The organism is Streptomyces alboflavus, assembly GCF_000716675.1.
In the GTDB taxonomy this organism is placed as follows: Bacteria; Actinomycetota; Actinomycetes; order Streptomycetales; family Streptomycetaceae; genus Streptomyces; species Streptomyces alboflavus.
Map to the genome: position 1 here is coordinate 50,129 of NZ_JNXT01000049.1, position 18,390 is coordinate 68,518.

The 18,390-nt window shown below is 73.5% G+C and carries 14 protein-coding genes and 1 pseudogene; 13 read left to right on the plus strand and 2 right to left on the minus strand.

Going from position 1 to position 18,390, the window contains the following annotated elements:
- Nucleotides 1-8 precede the first annotated feature (8 nt).
- The 11 genes and pseudogenes from OO63_RS30395 (at nt 9) to OO63_RS30445 (ending at nt 13,755) form a co-directional block, all read left to right on the plus strand.
- Complete coding sequence (locus OO63_RS30395) at nt 9-1,229, plus strand: aminotransferase class I/II-fold pyridoxal phosphate-dependent enzyme (protein WP_030362486.1); 1,221 nt, start codon at nt 9-11, stop codon at nt 1,227-1,229.
- Between the two features lie 1,001 nt (nt 1,230-2,230).
- Nucleotides 2,231-2,485, plus strand: coding sequence for a hypothetical protein (locus OO63_RS30400; protein ID WP_157854083.1), 255 nt, complete (start codon nt 2,231-2,233; stop codon nt 2,483-2,485).
- Nucleotides 2,486-3,176: 691 nt separating this feature from the next.
- Nucleotides 3,177-4,109, plus strand: a complete 933-nt coding sequence (locus OO63_RS30405; protein WP_030362488.1) for a class I SAM-dependent methyltransferase — start codon at nt 3,177-3,179, stop codon at nt 4,107-4,109.
- Nucleotides 4,106-6,679, plus strand: a complete 2,574-nt coding sequence (locus OO63_RS30410) for an MMPL family transporter (protein WP_234311396.1) — start codon at nt 4,106-4,108, stop codon at nt 6,677-6,679. Before OO63_RS30405 ends, OO63_RS30410 begins: the two co-directional genes overlap by 4 nt.
- Before the next feature lie 5 nt (nt 6,680-6,684).
- Nucleotides 6,685-7,473: a CPBP family intramembrane glutamic endopeptidase gene (locus tag OO63_RS30415; protein ID WP_234311397.1), complete on the plus strand. Its 789-nt coding sequence runs from the start codon at nt 6,685-6,687 to the stop codon at nt 7,471-7,473.
- A gap of 88 nt (nt 7,474-7,561) precedes the next feature.
- Nucleotides 7,562-8,725: a methionine adenosyltransferase gene (metK, locus tag OO63_RS30420; protein ID WP_030362491.1), complete on the plus strand. Its 1,164-nt coding sequence runs from the start codon at nt 7,562-7,564 to the stop codon at nt 8,723-8,725.
- A gap of 91 nt (nt 8,726-8,816) precedes the next feature.
- Entirely contained in the window at nt 8,817-9,758 is a 942-nt protein-coding gene (locus OO63_RS30425) for a carbohydrate kinase family protein (RefSeq protein WP_030362492.1), read from the plus strand.
- Between the two features lie 42 nt (nt 9,759-9,800).
- Entirely contained in the window at nt 9,801-10,736 is a 936-nt protein-coding gene (locus OO63_RS30430; protein WP_030362493.1) for an NAD(P)-dependent oxidoreductase, read from the plus strand.
- 28 nt (nt 10,737-10,764) lie between these two features.
- Nucleotides 10,765-11,113 (plus strand): annotated as a pseudogene (locus OO63_RS41730) (MerR family transcriptional regulator).
- On the plus strand, nt 11,079-11,312 hold the full coding sequence (locus OO63_RS30440; RefSeq protein ID WP_078619465.1) for a thioredoxin family protein: 234 nt from the start codon (nt 11,079-11,081) through the stop codon (nt 11,310-11,312). The pseudogene OO63_RS41730 and the gene OO63_RS30440 overlap by 35 nt, the downstream one beginning before the upstream one ends.
- Before the next feature lie 190 nt (nt 11,313-11,502).
- On the plus strand, nt 11,503-13,755 hold the full coding sequence (locus tag OO63_RS30445; protein WP_030362495.1) for a HelD family protein: 2,253 nt from the start codon (nt 11,503-11,505) through the stop codon (nt 13,753-13,755).
- A 33-nt stretch (nt 13,756-13,788) separates the two neighbouring features.
- Here OO63_RS30445 and OO63_RS30450 read toward each other — a convergent pair whose 3' ends face one another.
- Entirely contained in the window at nt 13,789-14,964 is a 1,176-nt protein-coding gene (locus tag OO63_RS30450) for a serine hydrolase domain-containing protein (protein ID WP_030362496.1), read from the minus strand.
- Nucleotides 14,965-15,356: 392 nt separating this feature from the next.
- On the opposite strand from OO63_RS30450, the gene OO63_RS30455 reads away from it, so the two are divergent.
- Entirely contained in the window at nt 15,357-15,881 is a 525-nt protein-coding gene (locus tag OO63_RS30455; RefSeq protein ID WP_030362497.1) for a GtrA domain-containing protein, read from the plus strand.
- A 44-nt stretch (nt 15,882-15,925) separates the two neighbouring features.
- Nucleotides 15,926-16,063: a hypothetical protein gene (locus OO63_RS45650; RefSeq protein ID WP_157854084.1), complete on the plus strand. Its 138-nt coding sequence runs from the start codon at nt 15,926-15,928 to the stop codon at nt 16,061-16,063.
- 127 nt (nt 16,064-16,190) lie between these two features.
- On the opposite strand, the gene glgB is transcribed toward OO63_RS45650, so the two are convergent.
- The coding region (gene glgB / locus OO63_RS30460; RefSeq protein ID WP_033264622.1) for a 1,4-alpha-glucan branching enzyme at nt 16,191-18,390 on the minus strand (2,200 nt) is incomplete at its 5' end.

Here is an 18,390-nt window from a genome sequence, read left to right on the forward strand (position 1 = left end):
GGAAATAAATGTTCAATGCATCGGAACCGCCCGACCTATTCTCCCGCTTCGCGAGTTATACCACGGCGTCCGACCTGATGAAGGCCGGTCTCTACCCCTACTTCCTGCCGCTCGCCGGACAGGAGGGAGCCACCGTGCGCAGGAGCGGACGGGAACTGATCATGTGCGGCTCGAACAACTACCTGGGCCTCACCGCCGACCCGCGTGTCCACGCCGCCGCCCGCGCCGCGCTCGACCGGTACGGCAGTTCAAGTACCGGATCCCGTTTCCTCAACGGCAACACCGATCTGCACGAGGAGCTGGAGGCCGAACTCGCCGACTTCCTGGGCAAGCCCGCCGCCCTGGTCCTCTCCACCGGCTACCAGGCCAACCTCGGCGCCCTCGCCGGGCTGCTCACCCCGCGCGACTACGCCGTCGTCGACCGGGACGCCCACGCCTCCCTCGTCGACGGCTGCCGGCTCAGCGGCGCGAAGGTGCGCAGGTTTCCGCACAACGACGCCGAAGGCCTGCGGCGCACCCTGGAGCAACTGCCCGACGCCGCCGCCCGGCTCGTCATCGTCGACGGCGTCTACTCCATGGAAGGGGACATCTGCGACCTGCCCGCCATCACCGCCGTCTGCGCCCAGTACGGCGCCCGGCTCCTGGTCGACGACGCGCACGGCCTCGGCGTCCTCGCGGGCGGCCGCGGCACCGCCGCGCACTTCGACCTCACCGACCAGGTCGACCTGATCACCGTCACCTTCAGCAAGGCCCTCGCCTCCCTCGGCGGCGCCGTCGTCGGCAGCGAGGAGGCCATCCACTACCTCAAGCACAAGGCGCGCAGCCTGATGTTCAGCGCCTCCATGACGCCCACCAGCACCGCCGCCGCGCTCACCGCGCTGCGGATACTGCGCGCCGAGCCCCATCTCACCACCGACGTCCGCGCCAAGGCCGACCACGTCCGGCGCGGACTCATCGCCGCCGGCGTCGGCACCGGCGACAGCACCACGCCGATCATCCCCGTCCCGGTGCCCGACGCCGCCGGAACCCTCGCCATCTGGGAACGCCTGGTCCGCGCGGGCGTCTACGTCAACCCGGTCCTCCCACCCGCCGCCACCCCCCGCCTGCGCACCAGCTACATGGCCACCCACACCCGGGCCCAGCTCGACCGCGTCGTCGAAGTGCTGGGCTCCGAGCCGGAGTTGCGGCGCGCGGGGGACCGGGTCGCCTCTTCGGTGAGCGTGGCGTGAGCTTCTCGGGGGGAGAAGGACGCGCGGGGTCCGGCCGGGGGGCGGCCGGTCGGCCTTGGGCGAGGGGTGCCGCCGCCGGGGGTGCCGGGCCGCGGGGCGCCGAGCCGGAGGGCGCTGGGCCGGTGGGCGCCGGGGCGGCGGGTGCGGGGCCTCGGGGTGCCGGACCGGTGGGCGCCGGGGCGGCGGGTGCCGGGCTGCCGGGCCCCGAGCCGGAGAGTGCCGGGCCGGTGGGCGCCGGGTCCTCCGGTCCCGGGCTCGCCCTGGTCGCCGCGGCGAGCGCCGCCGGGGTGTCCGTCGCGGCCTGCTTCGACCCCGCGGGCGGTCCCGGTGTGCCGAGGCTGGCGCTGCTGGGGTGGGGCCTCGCGCTCGCGGCGGGCGCGGTCCTTGCCCACCGGGGAGCGCTTGCCGGGTGGAGTGCCTCCGGGGGCCTCGCTGGGCGCAGTGTCACCGGGTCGCCTGCCCGCCGTGGGGGCGCCATGTCGTGGGCGCGGCGCGGTACTTCTGCTGAGCGTGGTGCTTCCGTCCAGGGCGGTGCTTCCGCCGAAGGTGGCGCCTCCGCCCAGGGTGGCGCCTCCGCCCAGGGTGGCGCCTCCGCCCAGGGCGGTGCCTCCGCCCAGGGCGGTGCTTCCGCTCAACGTGGTGCTTCGGCACGGGGTGGTGCCGCTGCCCGGGGTGGTGCTTCCGTCCAGGGTGGTGCTTCCGCTCAACTTGGTGCTTCCGTCCAGGGCGGTGCTTCCGCTCAACGTGGCGCTTCCGCGCAGGGCGGCACCGCCCGACGTGGTGCCTCTGCCCAGGCGGGCGCCCCTGCCCGGCGTGGCGCCTCCGGCCGAAACGGCGCCCCCGCCGCCCACCGCACCCTCCGGCCGCGCGGCGGCGACCTCCGCCCCGTTGTCGCCGCCGCGCTCCTCGTCCTCGGCACGGCCCTGCTGTGCGCGGGCGGCGGGGGAGCGGTCGCTGCGGCGGTCGTGGCGCTGTGCGTGTGTGGGGCGGGAGTGGGGTTCGTGGGCGTGACGGCGGTGGCCGGGGCGTCGGCGGTGCGGGAGCCGAGGGCATCGGGGGCGTCGGGGTTGTCCGGTGTCGGCGGGGCCGCGTCGGCGTCCCGGTACGCCGTCCTGGTCACCGTCGCCCTCGCCGCAGGCGCCCTCACCGCAGCCTGGTGGCTGCCGCAGGCGCGGGGCGCGGCGGGCGCCCTCGCCTGCGCGGCCGGACTCCTGCACCTGGCGCGCGCGGCGCCCGCGCCGAGACCGGGCCAGTGACGCCCGGCCTCCGCGCGCGGACCGGGCCGCTGGCGCTCGGCCCCACGTGGCCCCTGACCACTGGCGCAGGGGCCACCGCGACGGTGGGCCCGGCCCGCTTAAGCGCGGCCCGCTTAAGTGCGGCCCGCCGCAAGGACGGAGGCCGACCCGCTGACGCACGACCACCGTGTGGAGACCCACCCGTCGTCCGCACGGTGGCCGTGCGGACCCTGCCCCTGCCGACGTACGGCCCACCGGAAGGACGGAGGCCGACCTTGACACCCGACCTCCGCGTGGAGACCGGACCACCGGCGCACGGCCACCGGCGCACAGAGCACCGCGACGGCGGACGCCAACCCGCCGAAGCGCGGTCCGCCGATGCGCGCTCCGACACCGGGGCGGGCGTCGACCCCGGCGACGTACGACCACCACAAGGGCGGGCGCCGACCGCGTCGACGTACAGCACTCCGCCGGGGCGGGCGTCGACCCCGGCGACGCACGACCACCACAAGGGCGGGCGCCGACCGCGTCGACGTACAGCACTCCGCCGGGGCGGACGCCGACCCCGCCGACGTACGACCACCACAAGGGCGGGCGCCGACCCCGCCGACGTACAGCACACCGCCGAGACGCGCACCGACCCCGCCGACCGGGCGCCCGCCCGGCCACCACACCACCGACCACCACCGCACACTCACCCAGGGAGCCGCACATGTCCCGTATACGCCTAGCTGCCCGCGCCCTGCGTCTCGCGTTGAATCGGGCGCATGCCGATCCGACCGCCGACTACGACGCGGCCAGTTCCGACTACGACACGTTCTTCAGCCCCGTCATGGGCGGGCACTCCACCGCCGCGCTGGCCGAGGTGCCCATCGCGCCCGGTGACCGGGTGGTCGAACTCGCCTGTGGTACCGGGCACTTGACGGCCGAGATCATTCGGCGGCTCGGCGGCAAGGGGTCCGTGCGGGCCATCGACAAGTCGCCGGGGATGCTGGACGTCGCCCGGCGGAAGGTGGAGGCGCTCACCGAGGGCAGGCCCGGCCTGGACGTGCGGCTGTTCGTGGACGACATGGACGCGTTCATCCGCTCACAGCCCGACCGCAGTGCCGATCTGGTCGTGGTGGGCTGGGCGATCTGCTACACGAAGCCGACGCGGCTGCTCGCGGAGATCGGGCGGGTGCTCAGGCCGGGCGGCCGGATCATGGTGATCGAGACCCGGGCGGACGCCCACCAGGCGCTCACCGAGGGCCTGGAGAAGGTCTTCGCCGACGACCCCTCGCTGCTCACCAGCCTCATCCGGGTGTCGCTGCCGAAGAACGCGGCGGCGGTGGCCGGGTGGTTCGGCAAGGCGGGCCTGACCGTCACCGGGCAGCGCGACGGCGCCCAGATCATCCCGGCGCACACCCCGGCGGCCGTCCTGGAGTGGGTGCAGCGCTCCGGCGCCGCCGCGGGCTTCAAGACCGCCGTGGACAACGGCCGCCAGCAGCTCGTCCTCGACCGCGTCGAGGCAGCCCTCGCCGAACTCCTGGCCCGCGAGGGCAGCTTGGACATCCAGCACACGTTCGTCGTGGTCACCGGCGCCAAGCCCGTGGCCCCCCGCGCCCGGCACGGGGCCCGCACCGGCGAGGAGGCCGGCGTCGCATGACGAACCCGACCACGTCCGCGGGTCCGCCCGCGCCGACGACGCCGCCGGGGGACGGCGACCGGACCCGCCCGGGCCCGGCGCGCGGCGCCGTCCAGCGGGCCCTGCACCGCTTCGCCGAGAGACTGGCCGCCCGGCCCAAGACGGTGATCGTGGTGTGGGCGCTGCTGATCGCGGTGTGCACGCCGTACGCCATGGGGCTCGACGACGTGCTCACCGACCAGGGCGCCTCCAAGGTCGTCCCCGGCACCAGCAGCGCCCGCGCCGACGAGCTGACGAAGAAGGCCTTCCCGCACCGCTCCGAGCGGGAGGTGACCGTCGTCGTCGAGGCGCCCGACGTGCGCGACGGTGAAGTGCGGTCCCTGTTCGCCGAGTTGGACGGCCGCATCGCGAAGCTGCGCGGCACCGGCGAGGTCGAGCGCACGTCGTCCGCGTACACCCTGTACCGGGACGCGACCGCCGCGTTCCTCACCCAGGTGCGCGACGGCGCCCGCGCGGCGGCGGACGACCCGAAGGGGCGGCGGGCGTTCGTGGACCGGGAGGCGGACCGGGGCCGGGTCCCCGCCGCGCTCGCCGGGCCCGCCCGGGAGGCCGCCGAGGCGACCGACAAGGCCGCCGTGTCCCGCATCGCGGGGAAGTTCGCGGCGGCCACCGACTGGCGCGACTACCCGCTGCCGGTGCCGGGCGACGCGGTCGCGCGGCTCATCTCCGACGACGGCAAGTCCGCGCTCGCGTCCGTGAGTTACACCGACAAGGCGGGCGCCGACCCGGACGTGGAGTGGCTGCGCGACACCGCCCGCGAACTGCTCGCCGACAGCGGCATCGGCAAGTCCGCCGAGGTGCACGTCACCGGCGAACTCGCCCTCATCCACGACACGTACGAGCAGGCGGAGGCCGACAACTCACTGATGGAGTCGGTGGCGTACGTCATCATCTTCGTCATCCTGCTGGTGTTCTTCCGCGCCCTGGTGCCCGCGGTCCTCACCCTCGCCGTCATCGGCCTGTCCATGAACGTCAGCCAGGCGGGCCTTCACCTGCTCGGCGAACAGGTGACGCTCACTCAGTTCACGGTCACCATCATGACGTTCGTGATGCTGGGCGCGGGCGTCGACTACAGCATGCTGCTCTCCTCGCGCTACCGGCAGGAACGCCTCGCGGGCCGCCCGCCGCGCGAGGCGGCCGTGCACGCCACCGTGCACGCGGGCGAGAGCATGCTCCTCGCCGCCGTCGCGGTCGCCCTCGCCTTCGGCGCCACACTCCTGTCGCCGGTGGACTGGATCCCGCCGCTCGGCTACGGCGGCCTCATCGGCATCCCCATCGTGCTCGCCGCGGCCCTCACCCTCACGCCCTGCCTGCTGGTGCTGCTCGGCGACCGGTTCTTCGCGGTGGGCCGCGACCCGCTGTCCGACCTGGAGCACAAGGGGGCGATGGGCAGGCACCTGCGCCGCACGGCGGAGTTCGCGCGCCGCCGCAAGGTGTGGATCGTGGTGGCGTTCCTCGCCGCGACCATCCCCTTCGCGCTGCTCGTCGCCGGCAACCGCTCCACGTCCGACCCGGTCGCACTCAGCCCGGCCACCGACTCCCGCGACGGCTTCGAGACCGTCGCACGCGAGTGGGGCGACGCGGCCGTCATGCCGACGATCGCCGTCGGCCGCGCCGAGTCCGGAGTCGTCAGCGACGGGCGCCTCACCCCCGAAGGGCAGGCGGCGGTGGCCAGGCTCACCGACCGCATCGCCGCCGTCCCCGGCGTCGCCTCCGTGGACTCCGCGACCCACCCCTTCGGCACCCGCTGGTCCGACCGGCAGCTCGCGGACGCGGGCCGCCTCGACGACTACGTCTCGCGCGACGGCACCCTGCGCTTCGTGATCGCGCTGGACGGCGACCCGTACGCCAAGGCGGCCGGCGCCACCGTCGACCGGGTCGAACGCGTCACCGACGAAGCAGGCGGCTCCGTCGGGGAGTTGGAGGTCGGCGGCACCACCCAGGTCGACCGGCAGTACGGGTCCGCGCTCAGCTCCAGCTTCTGGCAGATGGTCGCGCTGGTCAGCGTCGGCGTCTTCGTGATGCTGATGTTCACGCTGCGCTCGCTGCTCGTACCGCTGCGCCTGATCGCCACCATCATGCTCAGCAACGTCTGGGCCGTCGGCCTCACCGTGCTGATCTTCCACCACTGGCGCGGCGAGGCGATCATCGACGATCTGCCGATCTTCCTCACCGTCCTGATGATGGGGCTCGGCATGGACTACGAGATCTTCCTCGTCACGCGCGTCCGCGACCTGCTGCGCAGCGGCCTGTCGCAGGAGGAGGCCACGATGCGGGCCGTCGTCGACACCGGGCGCGTCATCAACGCGGCGGGCCTGGTGATGGCGGGCAGCCTCGGCACGATGGCCCTGTCGTCCACGCTGATGCTCCAGGAGTACGGCGCCGGGCTCGGCCTCGCCGTCCTGCTCGACGCCACCGTCATCCGCATGCTCTTCGTCCCGGCCACCCTGCTGCTCCTGCGCAAGTACAACTGGTGGCTGCCCAGCATCGGCGTCCGCGGGCGCCGCCTGGACAAGGCGACGGCGGGGTGACGCGCATGACGCTGGAGATCCACGACGAGCCCGGCACCCCGGGGCCCGGCACCCGCGCGTCCGGGGCGTCCGCGTCCGGGGCGCCCGGCCCCGGCACGCCCCGGCCCGGCAGGCTCGACCGGCTGCGGCTGCACCACGCCGCGTACCCGGTGACCTCGGCCGCCGCGCTGTTCGCGGTGCTCGCGGCCGTGCGCGTCGCCGGGGCCTTCACCTTCGTGGTGATGGTCCTGTCCGTGGCGCTGAGCGCGGCCGTGCTCCTGGTCCTGCCGCGCACGGACTGGGCCGCCGCCGGAGTGCGCCGGTTCCCCCTGATGCCCGCCGTCCTCGGCACCGCCCTGGTCGCCGTCGTCTACGGCCAGACGTTCCTCGCCACCCGCGACGCGTTCGGCGACGGCGACGACAACTGGACCACGTGGATGCCGAAGCTCTTCGAGGGCACGGTCCCCGGCGCGCCCTGGGCGGACGTCGTCGCGATGGTCCTCGCCCTCGGCGTGCTCGTGCCGCTGGTCGAGGAGGTCTGCTACCGAGGCGTCCTGTACCGGGCCGTCGAGGTGCGCTGGGGCGGCTACGCGGCCGTCGTGACCACGGCCGCCGGGTGGGCGGCCGTTCACGTCGGCGACTACGGCCTGAACCCCTTCAACCTGAAGGTGCTCTGCGGGCTGCTGCCCTCGGTGTTCCTGATGGGCCTCGCCCTCGGCGTCCTCAGGGCCGTCACCGGCTCCGCGCTCGCCTGCGCCGCCGCGCAGGGCGTCTGCAACCTGCTGCTCCTCGGGGCGGCGGCCGCCTGGCTGTGACCGCCGCCCCACCGACACCCACGACCACGCCAAGGCCCGGAGCCACCACCCGCGAGCGCCTCACCACCCGGATACGAAAGGGAAGTCCATGCCCCGACGCCTGTTCACCTCCGAGTCCGTCACCGAGGGCCACCCCGACAAGATCGCCGACCGGATCAGCGACACCGTCCTCGACGCCCTCCTGCGCGCCGACCCCGCGGCCCGCGTGGCCGTGGAGACCCTGGTCACCACGGGCCTGGTGCACCTCGCGGGCGAGGTCACCACCAGCGCGTACGCCCCCATGGCCCAGCTCGTCCGCGAGGCCGTCGTCGACATCGGCTACGACTCCTCCGCCAAGGGCTTCGACGGCACGTCCTGCGGGGTCTCGCTGTCCATCGGCGCCCAGTCGCCCGACATCGCCCAGGGCGTGGACACCGGCGGCGCGGGCGACCAGGGCATGATGTTCGGGTACGCCACCGACGAGACCGCGACGTACATGCCGCTGCCGATCCAGCTCGCGCACCGGCTCGCCCGCCGCCTCACCGAGGTCCGCAAGAACGGCTCCGTGCCGTATCTGCGCCCCGACGGCAAGACCCAGGTCACCATCGAGTACGAGGGCAGCCGCCCGGTGCGCCTCGACACCGTCGTGGTCTCCTCCCAGCACGCCGCCCACATCGACCTGGACGCGCTGCTCCTGCCCGACATACGCAAGTTCGTCGTCGACCACGTCCTGGAGGAACTGCACGACGAGGGCACGGAGTTGGGGACCGAGGGCTACCGGCTCCTGGTGAACCCCACGGGCCGGTTCGAGATCGGCGGGCCGATGGGTGACGCGGGCCTGACCGGCCGGAAGATCATCATCGACACGTACGGCGGGATGGCACGGCACGGCGGCGGCGCGTTCTCCGGCAAGGACCCCTCCAAGGTGGACCGTTCGGCGGCGTACGCGATGCGCTGGGTCGCCAAGAACGTCGTCGCGGCGGGGCTCGCGCGGCGCTGCGAGGCACAGGTCGCGTACGCCATCGGCCGCGCGGAGCCGGTCGGCCTGTTCGTGGAGACCTTCGGCACCGCCACGGTGTCCCAGGCCCGCATCGAGCAGGCCATCGCCGACGTCTTCGACCTGCGTCCCGCCGCCCTCGTCCGCGACCTCGACCTGCTGCGCCCGATCTACGCGCAGACCTCGGCGTACGGCCACTTCGGGCGCGAACTCCCGGACTTCACCTGGGAGCGCACCGACCGGGCGGACGCCCTGCGCACGGCGGCCGGGGTCTGAGCCGGTGTCCGCCCCGACCCGGGACCCGGCGGGCGACGCGCTGCCCGGCACGCCCCTGGGAGCGGTGACCCCGACGGGTCCCGGCGCGCGCATCGCCGTCACCGGGTCCATCGCCACCGACCACCTCCTCACCTTCCCCGGCCGGTTCACCGAACAGCTCGTCGCCGACAGGATCGACCGCGTCTCGCTGTCCTTCCTGGCCGACGACCTGGAGATACGGCACGGGGGCGTGGCCGCCAACATCGCCTTCGGGCTCGCCGGGCTCGGCCTCAGGCCGCTCCTCGTGGGCGCGGCCGGGCGGGACTTCGCCGAGTACGCGGCCCGGCTGCGCGCCGCCGGGGTCGACACCTCCGGCGTGCGCGTCAGCACCGAGCGGCACACCGCGCGCTTCGTCTGCACCACCGACCGCGACCAGAACCAGATCGCCACCTTCTACGCCGGGGCGATGACGGAGGCCCGCGCCATCGACCTGGCCGCGCTCGTCCCGCGCCCCGGCGGACTGCTCCTGGTCCACATCGGCGCGGACGACCCGGCGGCGATGCTGCGCCACACGGCGACCTGCCGGGCCCTCGGCATCCCGTTCGCGGCCGATCCGGCCCAGCAGCTCGCCCGGCTCGACGAGACCCAGACCCGCCAACTCGTCTTCGGGGCAAGCCTGTTGTTCACCAACGCCTACGAGGCGGGGCTGCTGTGCAAGCGCACAGGATGGGGCGAGGACGAGGTCCTCGCCCGCGTCGGCTCCTGGATCACCACGCTCGGCGCGGACGGCGTGACCATCGCCCGCGCGGGCCGGACGCCGCTGCGGCTTCCCGCGGTGCCCGCGCGCCGGATAGCCGACCCGACGGGCGCGGGCGACGCCTTCCGCGCCGGGTATCTCGCGGGGGTCGCGCGGGGCTGGCCGGCCGACCGGTCGGCGCGGCTCGGGTGCGCGCTCGCGGCGCTGGCCCTGGAGTCGGTGGGCACGCAGGAGTACGAACCCTCGCGCGTACGCGAGACGGCTTACTTACCTTTTGGTGAGTACCTGACCAAATAGTAGGTACTTGTGGGCCGGTTCGCGCGAATCAAGGATGGAGGCATGCCTGACGAAACGAACTCCACCAGCTCCGCCGACTCCACGACCGCCGCCGACCCCACCGTCGCCCCCACCCCCGTCACCGTCCTCGGCCTCGGCGCCATGGGCCAGGCCATCGCGGGGGCCTTCCTCAAGGCGGGCCACCCGACGACTGTCTGGAACCGTTCGGCGGGCAAGGGCGAGGACCTGGTCGCCCGGGGCGCCACCCGGGCAGCGACCGCCGCGGACGCGGTGCGCGCGGGTGAGCTCGTCGTCGTGTGCGTCGTCGACTACGACGCGTCGCAGGCCATCCTGGAGCCGCTGGCCGCCGACCTCTCCGGGCGTGTGCTCGTGAACGTCACCTCGGACTCCCCGGAGCGCGCCCGCGAGGCGGCGAAGTGGGCGGCCGGGCACGGCATCGCCTATCTGGACGGCGCGGTCATGATCCCGACCGTGATGGTCGGCACCCCGGAGGCGCTGCTCTTCTACTCCGGCGACGAGGCCGCGTACAAGAAGCACGAGGCGCTCCTGAAGTCCCTCGGCGGCCAGTCCGCGTACGTCGGCGCGGACCACGGCCTCGCCGCCGTGTACGACCTGTCGATGCTCGACTTCTTCTGGACGTCGATGGCGGGTCTGGTGCACGGGTACGCCCTCGCGGCCAAGGACGGCGTCCCGGCCTCGGCGCTCGCCCCGTTCCTGCAGTCCCACATCTCGCTGCTCGCGCTGCTGGTCGGCGAGACGGCCAAGGACGTGGACGCGGGCGTCTATCCGGGCGAGGAGGGGAACCTCGCCATGGAGCTGGAGGGCGTCGAGCACATCCTGCACGCGGCGGAGCGCCGTGGCCTGGACGTGTCCGTGCTGCGCGGGGTGCGGGACGTCGCCAAGCGGGCGGTGGACCTGGGGCACGGTGCCGACAGCTGGACGGCGACGGTCGAGGGGGTCCGCAACCCCGGCGCGTGAGCCGCGCCCCGGCTCCGGCGCCCGAGCGCTGGCCTTGACCCCGACGTCCACGCGGACGCTGCGTTACTACGAGTCGCGCGGGCTGCTGCCCGCGCGGCGCGACGATGGGGGTACCCCCTGCTCCTTAAGAGCTTGGGGGAGGCCATCGCACGTACGGCGAGGACGACGTGCGGCTGCTCCAGCAGATCAGGACCTTGCAGGACTTCGGGTTCGAGCTTGAGGAGACGCGGCCGTTCGTGGAGTGTCTGCGTTCGGGGCATCCGGCCGGGGACTCGTGTCCGGCGTCCGTCGCCGTCTACCGCCGCAAGCTCGGTGAACTCGACACGCTGATCGGCGAGTTGAGTGCCGTGCCGGCAGCTCGCGCCGGTGCTCGGTGAGATCGCCCGGGAGGAGGCGGGCCGGTTGAAGGTGGTGCAGGTGGACGTGGACCGCAATCCGGAGACGACGGTGGCGTACGGGGTGTTGTCGACGCCGACGTTGATGGCGTTCCGTGACGGCGAGCCGGTGTGGCAGGTCGTGGGGGCGCGGGCGAAGCGGAAGCTGGTGGGGGAGCTGGAGGGCGCGGGGGTGCTGTAGGCCCCGTGGCCGGGCCCGGTCTCCGTGGCCGTGTGGGCTCATGAGAAAAGCCCCGGACGAATTGACGTCCGGGGCTTTTCTCTGCGTATATTGGATTCTTTCGCGAAGCCCTGCCTATTCGCATGCACTGCTGCGTGCGGGGGCGACGCGGGAATCTGTATAAGAGCAATGTAACTGGCGAGGGGCTGAATTGTCAAGCGAGGAATTGCGGGAAGAGCAGCAATTCGTCTCCGGTCTGTACGCGCGCCTCGACGCGCTGCGCGAGGAGGCCGAGTCCGCCGTGCAGGCGTCATTGGCGCAGGTGGGCAACGGGTCACAGGCACGTCTTGAGCGCGATGTCATGGTGGCGGAGCAGTCCGGTCTGCTCGCCGCCTTCGACGCGGGCGAGAACGGTCTCTGCTTCGGGCGCCTTGAATTCAGGGACGGCCGTGACCATCACATCGGGCGCATCGGAATCCGCGCCTCCGACATCGAGCGCACGCCTTTGGTCATCGACTGGCGGGCGGAGGTGGCGCGGCCCTTCTATCTCGCCACCGGACACACTCCGATGGGTCTGCGGCGCCGCAGGCACATCACCAGCGAGGGCCGCCGGGTCACGGCCCTGCACGACGAGATCCTCGACCTCAGCGACACCACCCGCACCGGGCACGAGGCCGCCGACGCCGACGAGGTGCTGCTCGCCGCGCTCGACTCCGCGCGCACCGGCCGCATGCACGACATCGTGCAGACCATCCAGGCCGAGCAGGACCGGGTGATCCGCGCCCCGCACCAGGGCGTGCTCGTCGTCGAGGGCGGGCCCGGCACCGGCAAGACGGTCGTCGCGCTGCACCGGGCGGCGTTCCTGCTCTACGCGCACCGGGAGCTGCTCGCCAAGCGGGCCGTCCTGGTCGTCGGGCCGAACCCGGCGTTCCTCGGCTACATCGGCGAGGTGCTGCCCGCGCTCGGCGAGACGGGGGTGCTGCTCGCGACGCTCGGCGAGCTGTTCCCCGGGGTGACCGCGACCGGCATCGACTCGCCCGCCGCCGCCGAGGTCAAGGGGCGCGCGGAGATGGCCGACGTGCTCGCGCGGGCGCTGCGGGACCGGCAGCAACTGCCGGAGCCCGGGGCGCCGATGGTCATCGAGCACGACGACGGCGAGCTCGTCCTCGACTGGTCGATCGCCTACGAGGCGCGGGACGCGGCGCGCGCGGCGGACCTGCCGCACAACCTCGCCCGGCCCACGTTCGCCTTCCACGTCATCGACGCGCTCACCCAGCAGCTCGCCGAGCGCATCGGCCACGACCCGTACGGCGGGCCCAACTTCCTCGGGCCCGACGACATCGCCCAGCTCGGCAAGGCCGTCGCGGTCAGCCCCGAGGTGCACGCCGCCGTCGAGGAGCTGTGGCCCACGCTCACGCCCGAGCGGTTCGTCACCGACTTCCTCGCCGAGCCCACGCACCTGTCCGACGAGGACGCCGCCGCCGTCCGGCGGGCGCCGGGCGGCGACTGGACGTCCGCCGACGTGCCGCTCCTCGACGAGGCCGCGGAACTCCTCGGCGTCGACGACAGCGCCGAGCGGGCCCGCGCGGAGGCCAAGTGGCAGCGCGAGGTCGCGTACGCGCAGGGCGTGCTCGACGTGTCGTACGCCTCCCGCACCTACGAGTTCGAGGACAAGGAGGAGAACGACCCCGAGGGCGCCGAGGTGCTGCTCGCGCACGACATCATGGACGCCGAGCGGATGGCCGAGCGCCAGGAGGAGGCCGACCACCGCAGCGCCGCCGAGCGGGCCGCGGCCGACCGGACCTGGGCGTTCGGGCACATCATCGTCGACGAGGCGCAGGAGCTGTCCGCGATGGCCTGGCGGCTGCTCATGCGGCGCAGCCCGACGCGGTCGATGACGCTCGTCGGCGACCCGGCGCAGACCGCCGAGTCCGGGGGCGTCGGCTCCTGGCGCGAGATCCTCGCCCCGTACGTCGAGGACCGCTGGGAGTACGCGCGCCTCGGCGTCAACTACCGCACGCCCGCCGAGATCATGGACGTCGCGGCGGAGGTGCCGCGGGCCGCCGGGGTGGCCGGGTTCGAGCCGCCGTCCTCGGTCCGGAGCACCGGCGTGCGGCCTTGGGCCCGGCGGGTCGACGATCTTGCTGTGGCCGTCGCCGACGCCGTCGCCGAGGAGGCCTCGGGGGTGGGGCGGCTCGCCGTCATCGCTCCGCGTGCGTTGCACGGTGCCCTTGCGGGCAAGCTGCCGGACGTGTCCGGGCCCGAGGGCGAGGTCGATCTGACGCGGCGCGTTGTGCTCATCGATCCTCGGCAGGCCAAGGGGCTCGAGTTCGACTCGGTCCTTGTGGTCGAGCCCGCTCTGTACGGGACCAGTGATCTGTACGTCGCCCTCACTAGGGCCACGCAGCGGCTCGGGATCCTTTCGTCACGGGAGCTGCCGGACGCCCTGGCCTCGCTGCTCTAGCTGTACTCGGCCGACCGGTCAGTGACACAGGGCTCAGTGGCACAGGGCCTTTTCCACGACCTTGTCCACGCGGGTCATCACCGTCTTGTCCGTCGGTTGCGTCGTCACCGCCACGTTCGCCGCGCGGCCGTCGGCGGTGGCGCCGCCGCGTGTCTCGTAGCCGGGGAAGCTGCCGCCGTGGCCCCAGTAGACCTCGCCGGGGCGGCAGGAGAGGGGCTTGCTGACCAGGCCGAGGCCGTAGCGGGCGCCGGGGCCGAAGGTCTGGTCGGCGCCCTTGACCGTCGTGCGCATCTGGTCCAGCTGGGGCTTCTTGAGGAGGTGTCCTGTGAGGAGCTTGGAGTAGAAGCGGTCGAGGTCGGAGTTGGTGGAGACGAGCTGGCCCGCCGCCCAGGTCCAGGACGGGTCCATCTCCGTGACGTCCCGCAGCGGCCCGCCCGGCTTCTCCTGGAGGTAGCCCTTGGGGTGGGCCTCCCGGATGGTCTCCTCGCGCGGGGTGGGGAAGTAGGTGTGGCGCAGCCCGATGCGCTTGATGACGCGGCGGTCCAGCTCCTCGGCGTACGAGTGGTGGGTGACCTTCTCGATGATCATGCCGGCCACGACGTAATTGGTGTTGCTGTACTGCCAGTCGTCGCCGGGCGCGAACTTCGCCTTGTGCTGCAGGGCGATGGCGACGAGGTCCTTGGGTTCGTAGTGCTTGAGGGGGATGTCGTACTCGGTGTAGTTGGGCAGGCCGCTGGTCTGCTGGAGGAGGTGGCGGATCTTGATGGCGTGGCCGTCGATGCCGTCGCCGCGCAGGAGGCCGGGGAGGTGCTTCTCGACCGGGTCGTCGAGGCGGAGCTTGCCCTCGGCGACGAGTTGCAGGACGACCACGGCGGTGAACGCCTTGGTGTTGCTGCCGACCCGCACCTGACCGTCGCGGGGCACCTTCGCGCCGGTGGCGAGGTCGGCCACGCCCGCGGTGTAGGTGCGGGTGTGGCCCGTCCGGTCCATGACGCTCGCCAGGGCCGCGGGCACGCCGTCGTCGCGGACCAGCTTGTTCAGGCCCTGCTGGACGGGGTCAGGACCGGTGGCCGCCGTCGCCGCGGACGGTGCCAGCGCGGTGAGAGTGAGGGCGCCGACGGCCGCCGCGGCCACCGCCGTCACGACGCGGCGCCGACCGCCCCGCTGCCGCCCGGCCGAATGAACGCGCTGCCTCGTCTGCTCACGCATGTGCCAACTCCTGGGAATAGTGCGGAACCCGGCGGCTGATCACCGCCGGAGATCAGCTTGTCCGGGCGTGGCACCTCCGGACGATCCGGCCACCCCGCCGCCTTGAGGTGGGGCTAGCCCCATGTCGCCGGACGGCGCCTTCGGCCGAGGATGGTGCCACCGCAATGGCCCGGTCGGCTCACGTGGCGCCAAGGCGTCGAAGCCGCGCCACGTCGCTGAGCTGCGGATATGTGATACCAGCCCGAGTTTGGCGCCACGTTTGGCATCGGTGGTGCCATAAATGGCTCGCCATGGCGCTACGCATGTGCCATGATGGCGTCATGGACAGCGCACCCCTCGGCCGCACGGTCGGGGGGCGCGCGTTTCGCGGAGTGAGTCGAAGGGGTCGGATCATGGAGACAGCGCAGAGCCAGGAGCAGACGGCACCCGGCGCCTTCACCGCGTTCGCCCGCTTCGTGCTCTGCGGCGGCGGGGTGGGCGTCGCCTCCTCCTTCGCCGTGGCGGCCCTCGCCTCCTGGGTCCCCTGGGTCGTGGCCAACGCCCTGATCACCGTGGTCTCCACGCTCCTCGCCACCGAGCTGCACGCCCGCTTCACCTTCGGGGCGGGCGGGCGCGCGACCTGGCGCCAGCACACGCAGTCGGCCGGGTCCGCGGCGGCCGCGTACGTGGTGACCAGCGTGGCGATGCTCGTCCTGCAGCAGCTGGTGGCGGCGCCCGGCGCGGTCCTCGAGCAGGTCGTCTACCTGTCCGCGTCCGCGCTCGCCGGTGTCGCCCGGTTCGTGGTCCTGCGCGTCATCGTCTTCGCCCGCGGCCGCACCCAGGCCCCGGCCGTTCCCCGCGCCGCCCTGCCGGTGCCCGCGACCGTCGCCCGCACCTCGGCCCCGGCCGACACCGCGGCGCTCTGCCGCGCGGCCTGACGCGACCGCCGCCCGCGTCCGCGCTCGCCGGTATCGCCCGGTTCGTGGTCCTGCGCGTCATCGTCTTCGCCCGCGGCCGCACCCAGGTCCCGGCCGCCCCCCGCGCCGCCCTGCCGGTGCCCGCGACCGTCGCCCGCACCTCGGCCCCGGCCGGCACCGCGGCGCTCTGCCGCGCGGCCTGACGCGACCGCCGCCCACGGCGCCGCCCCAGGCGCGGACAGTCCCTTCCCGACCGCACCGCCCCCGACCGCACCGCCCCGGACAGCCCCGCCCCCGCCGGCACCTCGCCCGGCGGGGGCGGACCCGTTCCTAGGCGGGGCGCAGCCAGATCGTGGCGAGTGGAGGCAGCGTCAGGCGCAGGGAGGCGGGGCGGCCGTGGGACGGGGACGCGTCCGGCTTGAGGGCGTGCGGGTTGAGGGTGTCGCTGCCGCCGTAACGGGCCGCGTCGGTGTTGAGGACCTCCTGCCAGGCCGCGTACTCCTCCGGGACGCCCAGGCGGTAGTCCTGCCGGACGACCGGCGAGAAGTGGGACACCGCGAGCAGCGGCGCGCCCTGCGCGTCCGTGCGGAGGAACGCGAACACGTTGTCCTCGGCGGCGTCCCCGTCGACCCACGCGAACCCGCCCGGGTCGGTGTCGCGCTGCCAGAGCGCGGGCACCGCGCGGTACAGGGCGTTCAGGTCGCGGACCAGATCGCGCACGCCCCGGTGGTCCGCCTCCGCGCCGTACGCCGGGTCGAGCAGCCACCAGTCGGGCCCGTGCCCCTCCGACCACTCCGCGCCCTGCGCGAACTCCTGCCCCATGAAGAGGAGTTGCTTGCCGGGGTGGGCCCACATGAAGCCCAGGTAGGCGCGGTGGTCGGCGCGCCGCTGCCACCAGTCGCCCGGCATCTTCGACACCAGGGCACGCTTGCCGTGCACCACCTCGTCGTGCGAGATCGGCAGGACGTAGTTCTCGCTGTAGGCGTACACCATCGAGAACGTCATCTCGTGGTGGTGGTGTTTGCGGTGCACGGGGTCCTTGGACATGTAGCCGAGCGAGTCGTGCATCCAGCCCATGTTCCACTTCAGGCCGAAGCCGAGGCCGCCGAAGCCGCCGGGCCCGGTGTGGTGCGTGGCCCGGGTGACGCCGTCCCACGCCGTGGACTCCTCGGCGATGGTGACCACGCCGGGGCAGCGGCGGTACACGGTCGCGTTCATCTCCTGGAGGAACGCCACCGCGTCCAGGTTCTCCCGGCCGCCGTGCTCGTTCGGCGACCACTCGCCGTGCTCGCGCGAGTAGTCGAGGTAGAGCATCGAGGCGACCGCGTCCACGCGGAGCCCGTCGATGTGGAACTCCTCGCACCAGTACGTCGCGTTGGCGACGAGGAAGTTACGCACCTCCTTGCGCCCGTAGTCGAACTCCAGGGTGCCCCAGTCGGGGTGCGCCGCCCGCGCCGGATCCTCGTGCTCGTACAGCGGCCGCCCGTCGAACTCGGCGAGCGCCCAGTCGTCGCGCGGGAAGTGCGCGGGCACCCAGTCCATGAGCACCCCGATCCCGGCCCGGTGCAGCGCGTCGACCAGGTGCTTGAAGTCGTCGGGCGAGCCGAGGCGGGACGTCGGCGCGTAGAAGCCTGTGACCTGGTAGCCCCAGGAGCCGCCGAAGGGGTGCTCGGCGACCGGCATCAGCTCCACGTGCGTGAACCCCAGGTCGGACACGTAGGCCGGGAGCTGGTCGGCGAGCTGGCGGTACGTCAGGCCAGGGCGCCAGGACGGCAGATGCACCTCGTACACCGAGAACGGCGCCTCGTGCACGGGCGTCTCGCCGCGCCGCCGCAGCCACTCCTCGTCCCGCCACACGTGGGCCGACTCGTGGACGACGGAGGAGTTCGCGGGCGGCACCTCCGTGCGGCGCGCCAACGGGTCCGCCCGGAACGTCATGCTGCCGTCCGGCCGCGTGATCTGGAACTTGTACAGCTCGCCCGCGCCGAGCCCCGGCACGAACAGCTCCCACACCCCGCTGCCCCCGAGCGACCGCATCGGGAAACCCACGCCGTCCCAGAAGTTGAAGTCCCCGACGACCCGCACGCCCCGCGCGTTCGGCGCCCACACCGTGAACCGGGTCCCGCGCACCCCCTGGTGCGTCATCGGCCGCGCGCCGAGCGCGTCCCACAGGCGCTCGTGCCGTCCCTCGCCGAGCAGATGCAGATCGAACTCGCCGAGCGCGGGCAGGAACCCGTACGCGTCCGGGACCTCCAGGTCCGTCTCCTCGTACGTCACGTGCAGCCGGTAGGAGTCCGGTACGGCACGCAGCGGCACCACCGCCGAGAAGAACCCGTCCCCGTCGTCGACCAGTTCGGCCCGCAGCTCCCCGGCGACGACGGTCACGGCACGGGCGTACGGCCGCAACGCGCGGAACGCCACGCCGTCGCCGACGAGGTGGGCGCCGAGCACGGAGTGCGGGTCGTGGTGGGTCCCGTCGAGCAGCCGGGAGCGGTCGGCGTCGGGGACGGGGGAGAGGGGGAAGCCGGGG

What these genes read in the sequence shown, in the direction of transcription:
- metK (WP_030362491.1), top strand. Translation starts at nt 7,562, where the DNA reads ATGCCCCGACGCCTGTTCACCTCCGAGTCCGTCACCGAGGGCCACCCC.
- OO63_RS30405 (WP_030362488.1), top strand. Translation starts at nt 3,177, where the DNA reads ATGTCCCGTATACGCCTAGCTGCCCGCGCCCTGCGTCTCGCGTTGAAT.
- OO63_RS30410 (WP_234311396.1), top strand. Translation starts at nt 4,106, where the DNA reads ATGACGAACCCGACCACGTCCGCGGGTCCGCCCGCGCCGACGACGCCG.
- OO63_RS30450 (WP_030362496.1), bottom strand. Translation starts at nt 14,964, where the DNA reads ATGCGTGAGCAGACGAGGCAGCGCGTTCATTCGGCCGGGCGGCAGCGG.
- OO63_RS30415 (WP_234311397.1), top strand. Translation starts at nt 6,685, where the DNA reads ATGACGCTGGAGATCCACGACGAGCCCGGCACCCCGGGGCCCGGCACC.
- OO63_RS30455 (WP_030362497.1), top strand. Translation starts at nt 15,357, where the DNA reads ATGGAGACAGCGCAGAGCCAGGAGCAGACGGCACCCGGCGCCTTCACC.
- OO63_RS30430 (WP_030362493.1), top strand. Translation starts at nt 9,801, where the DNA reads ATGCCTGACGAAACGAACTCCACCAGCTCCGCCGACTCCACGACCGCC.
- OO63_RS30395 (WP_030362486.1), top strand. Translation starts at nt 9, where the DNA reads ATGTTCAATGCATCGGAACCGCCCGACCTATTCTCCCGCTTCGCGAGT.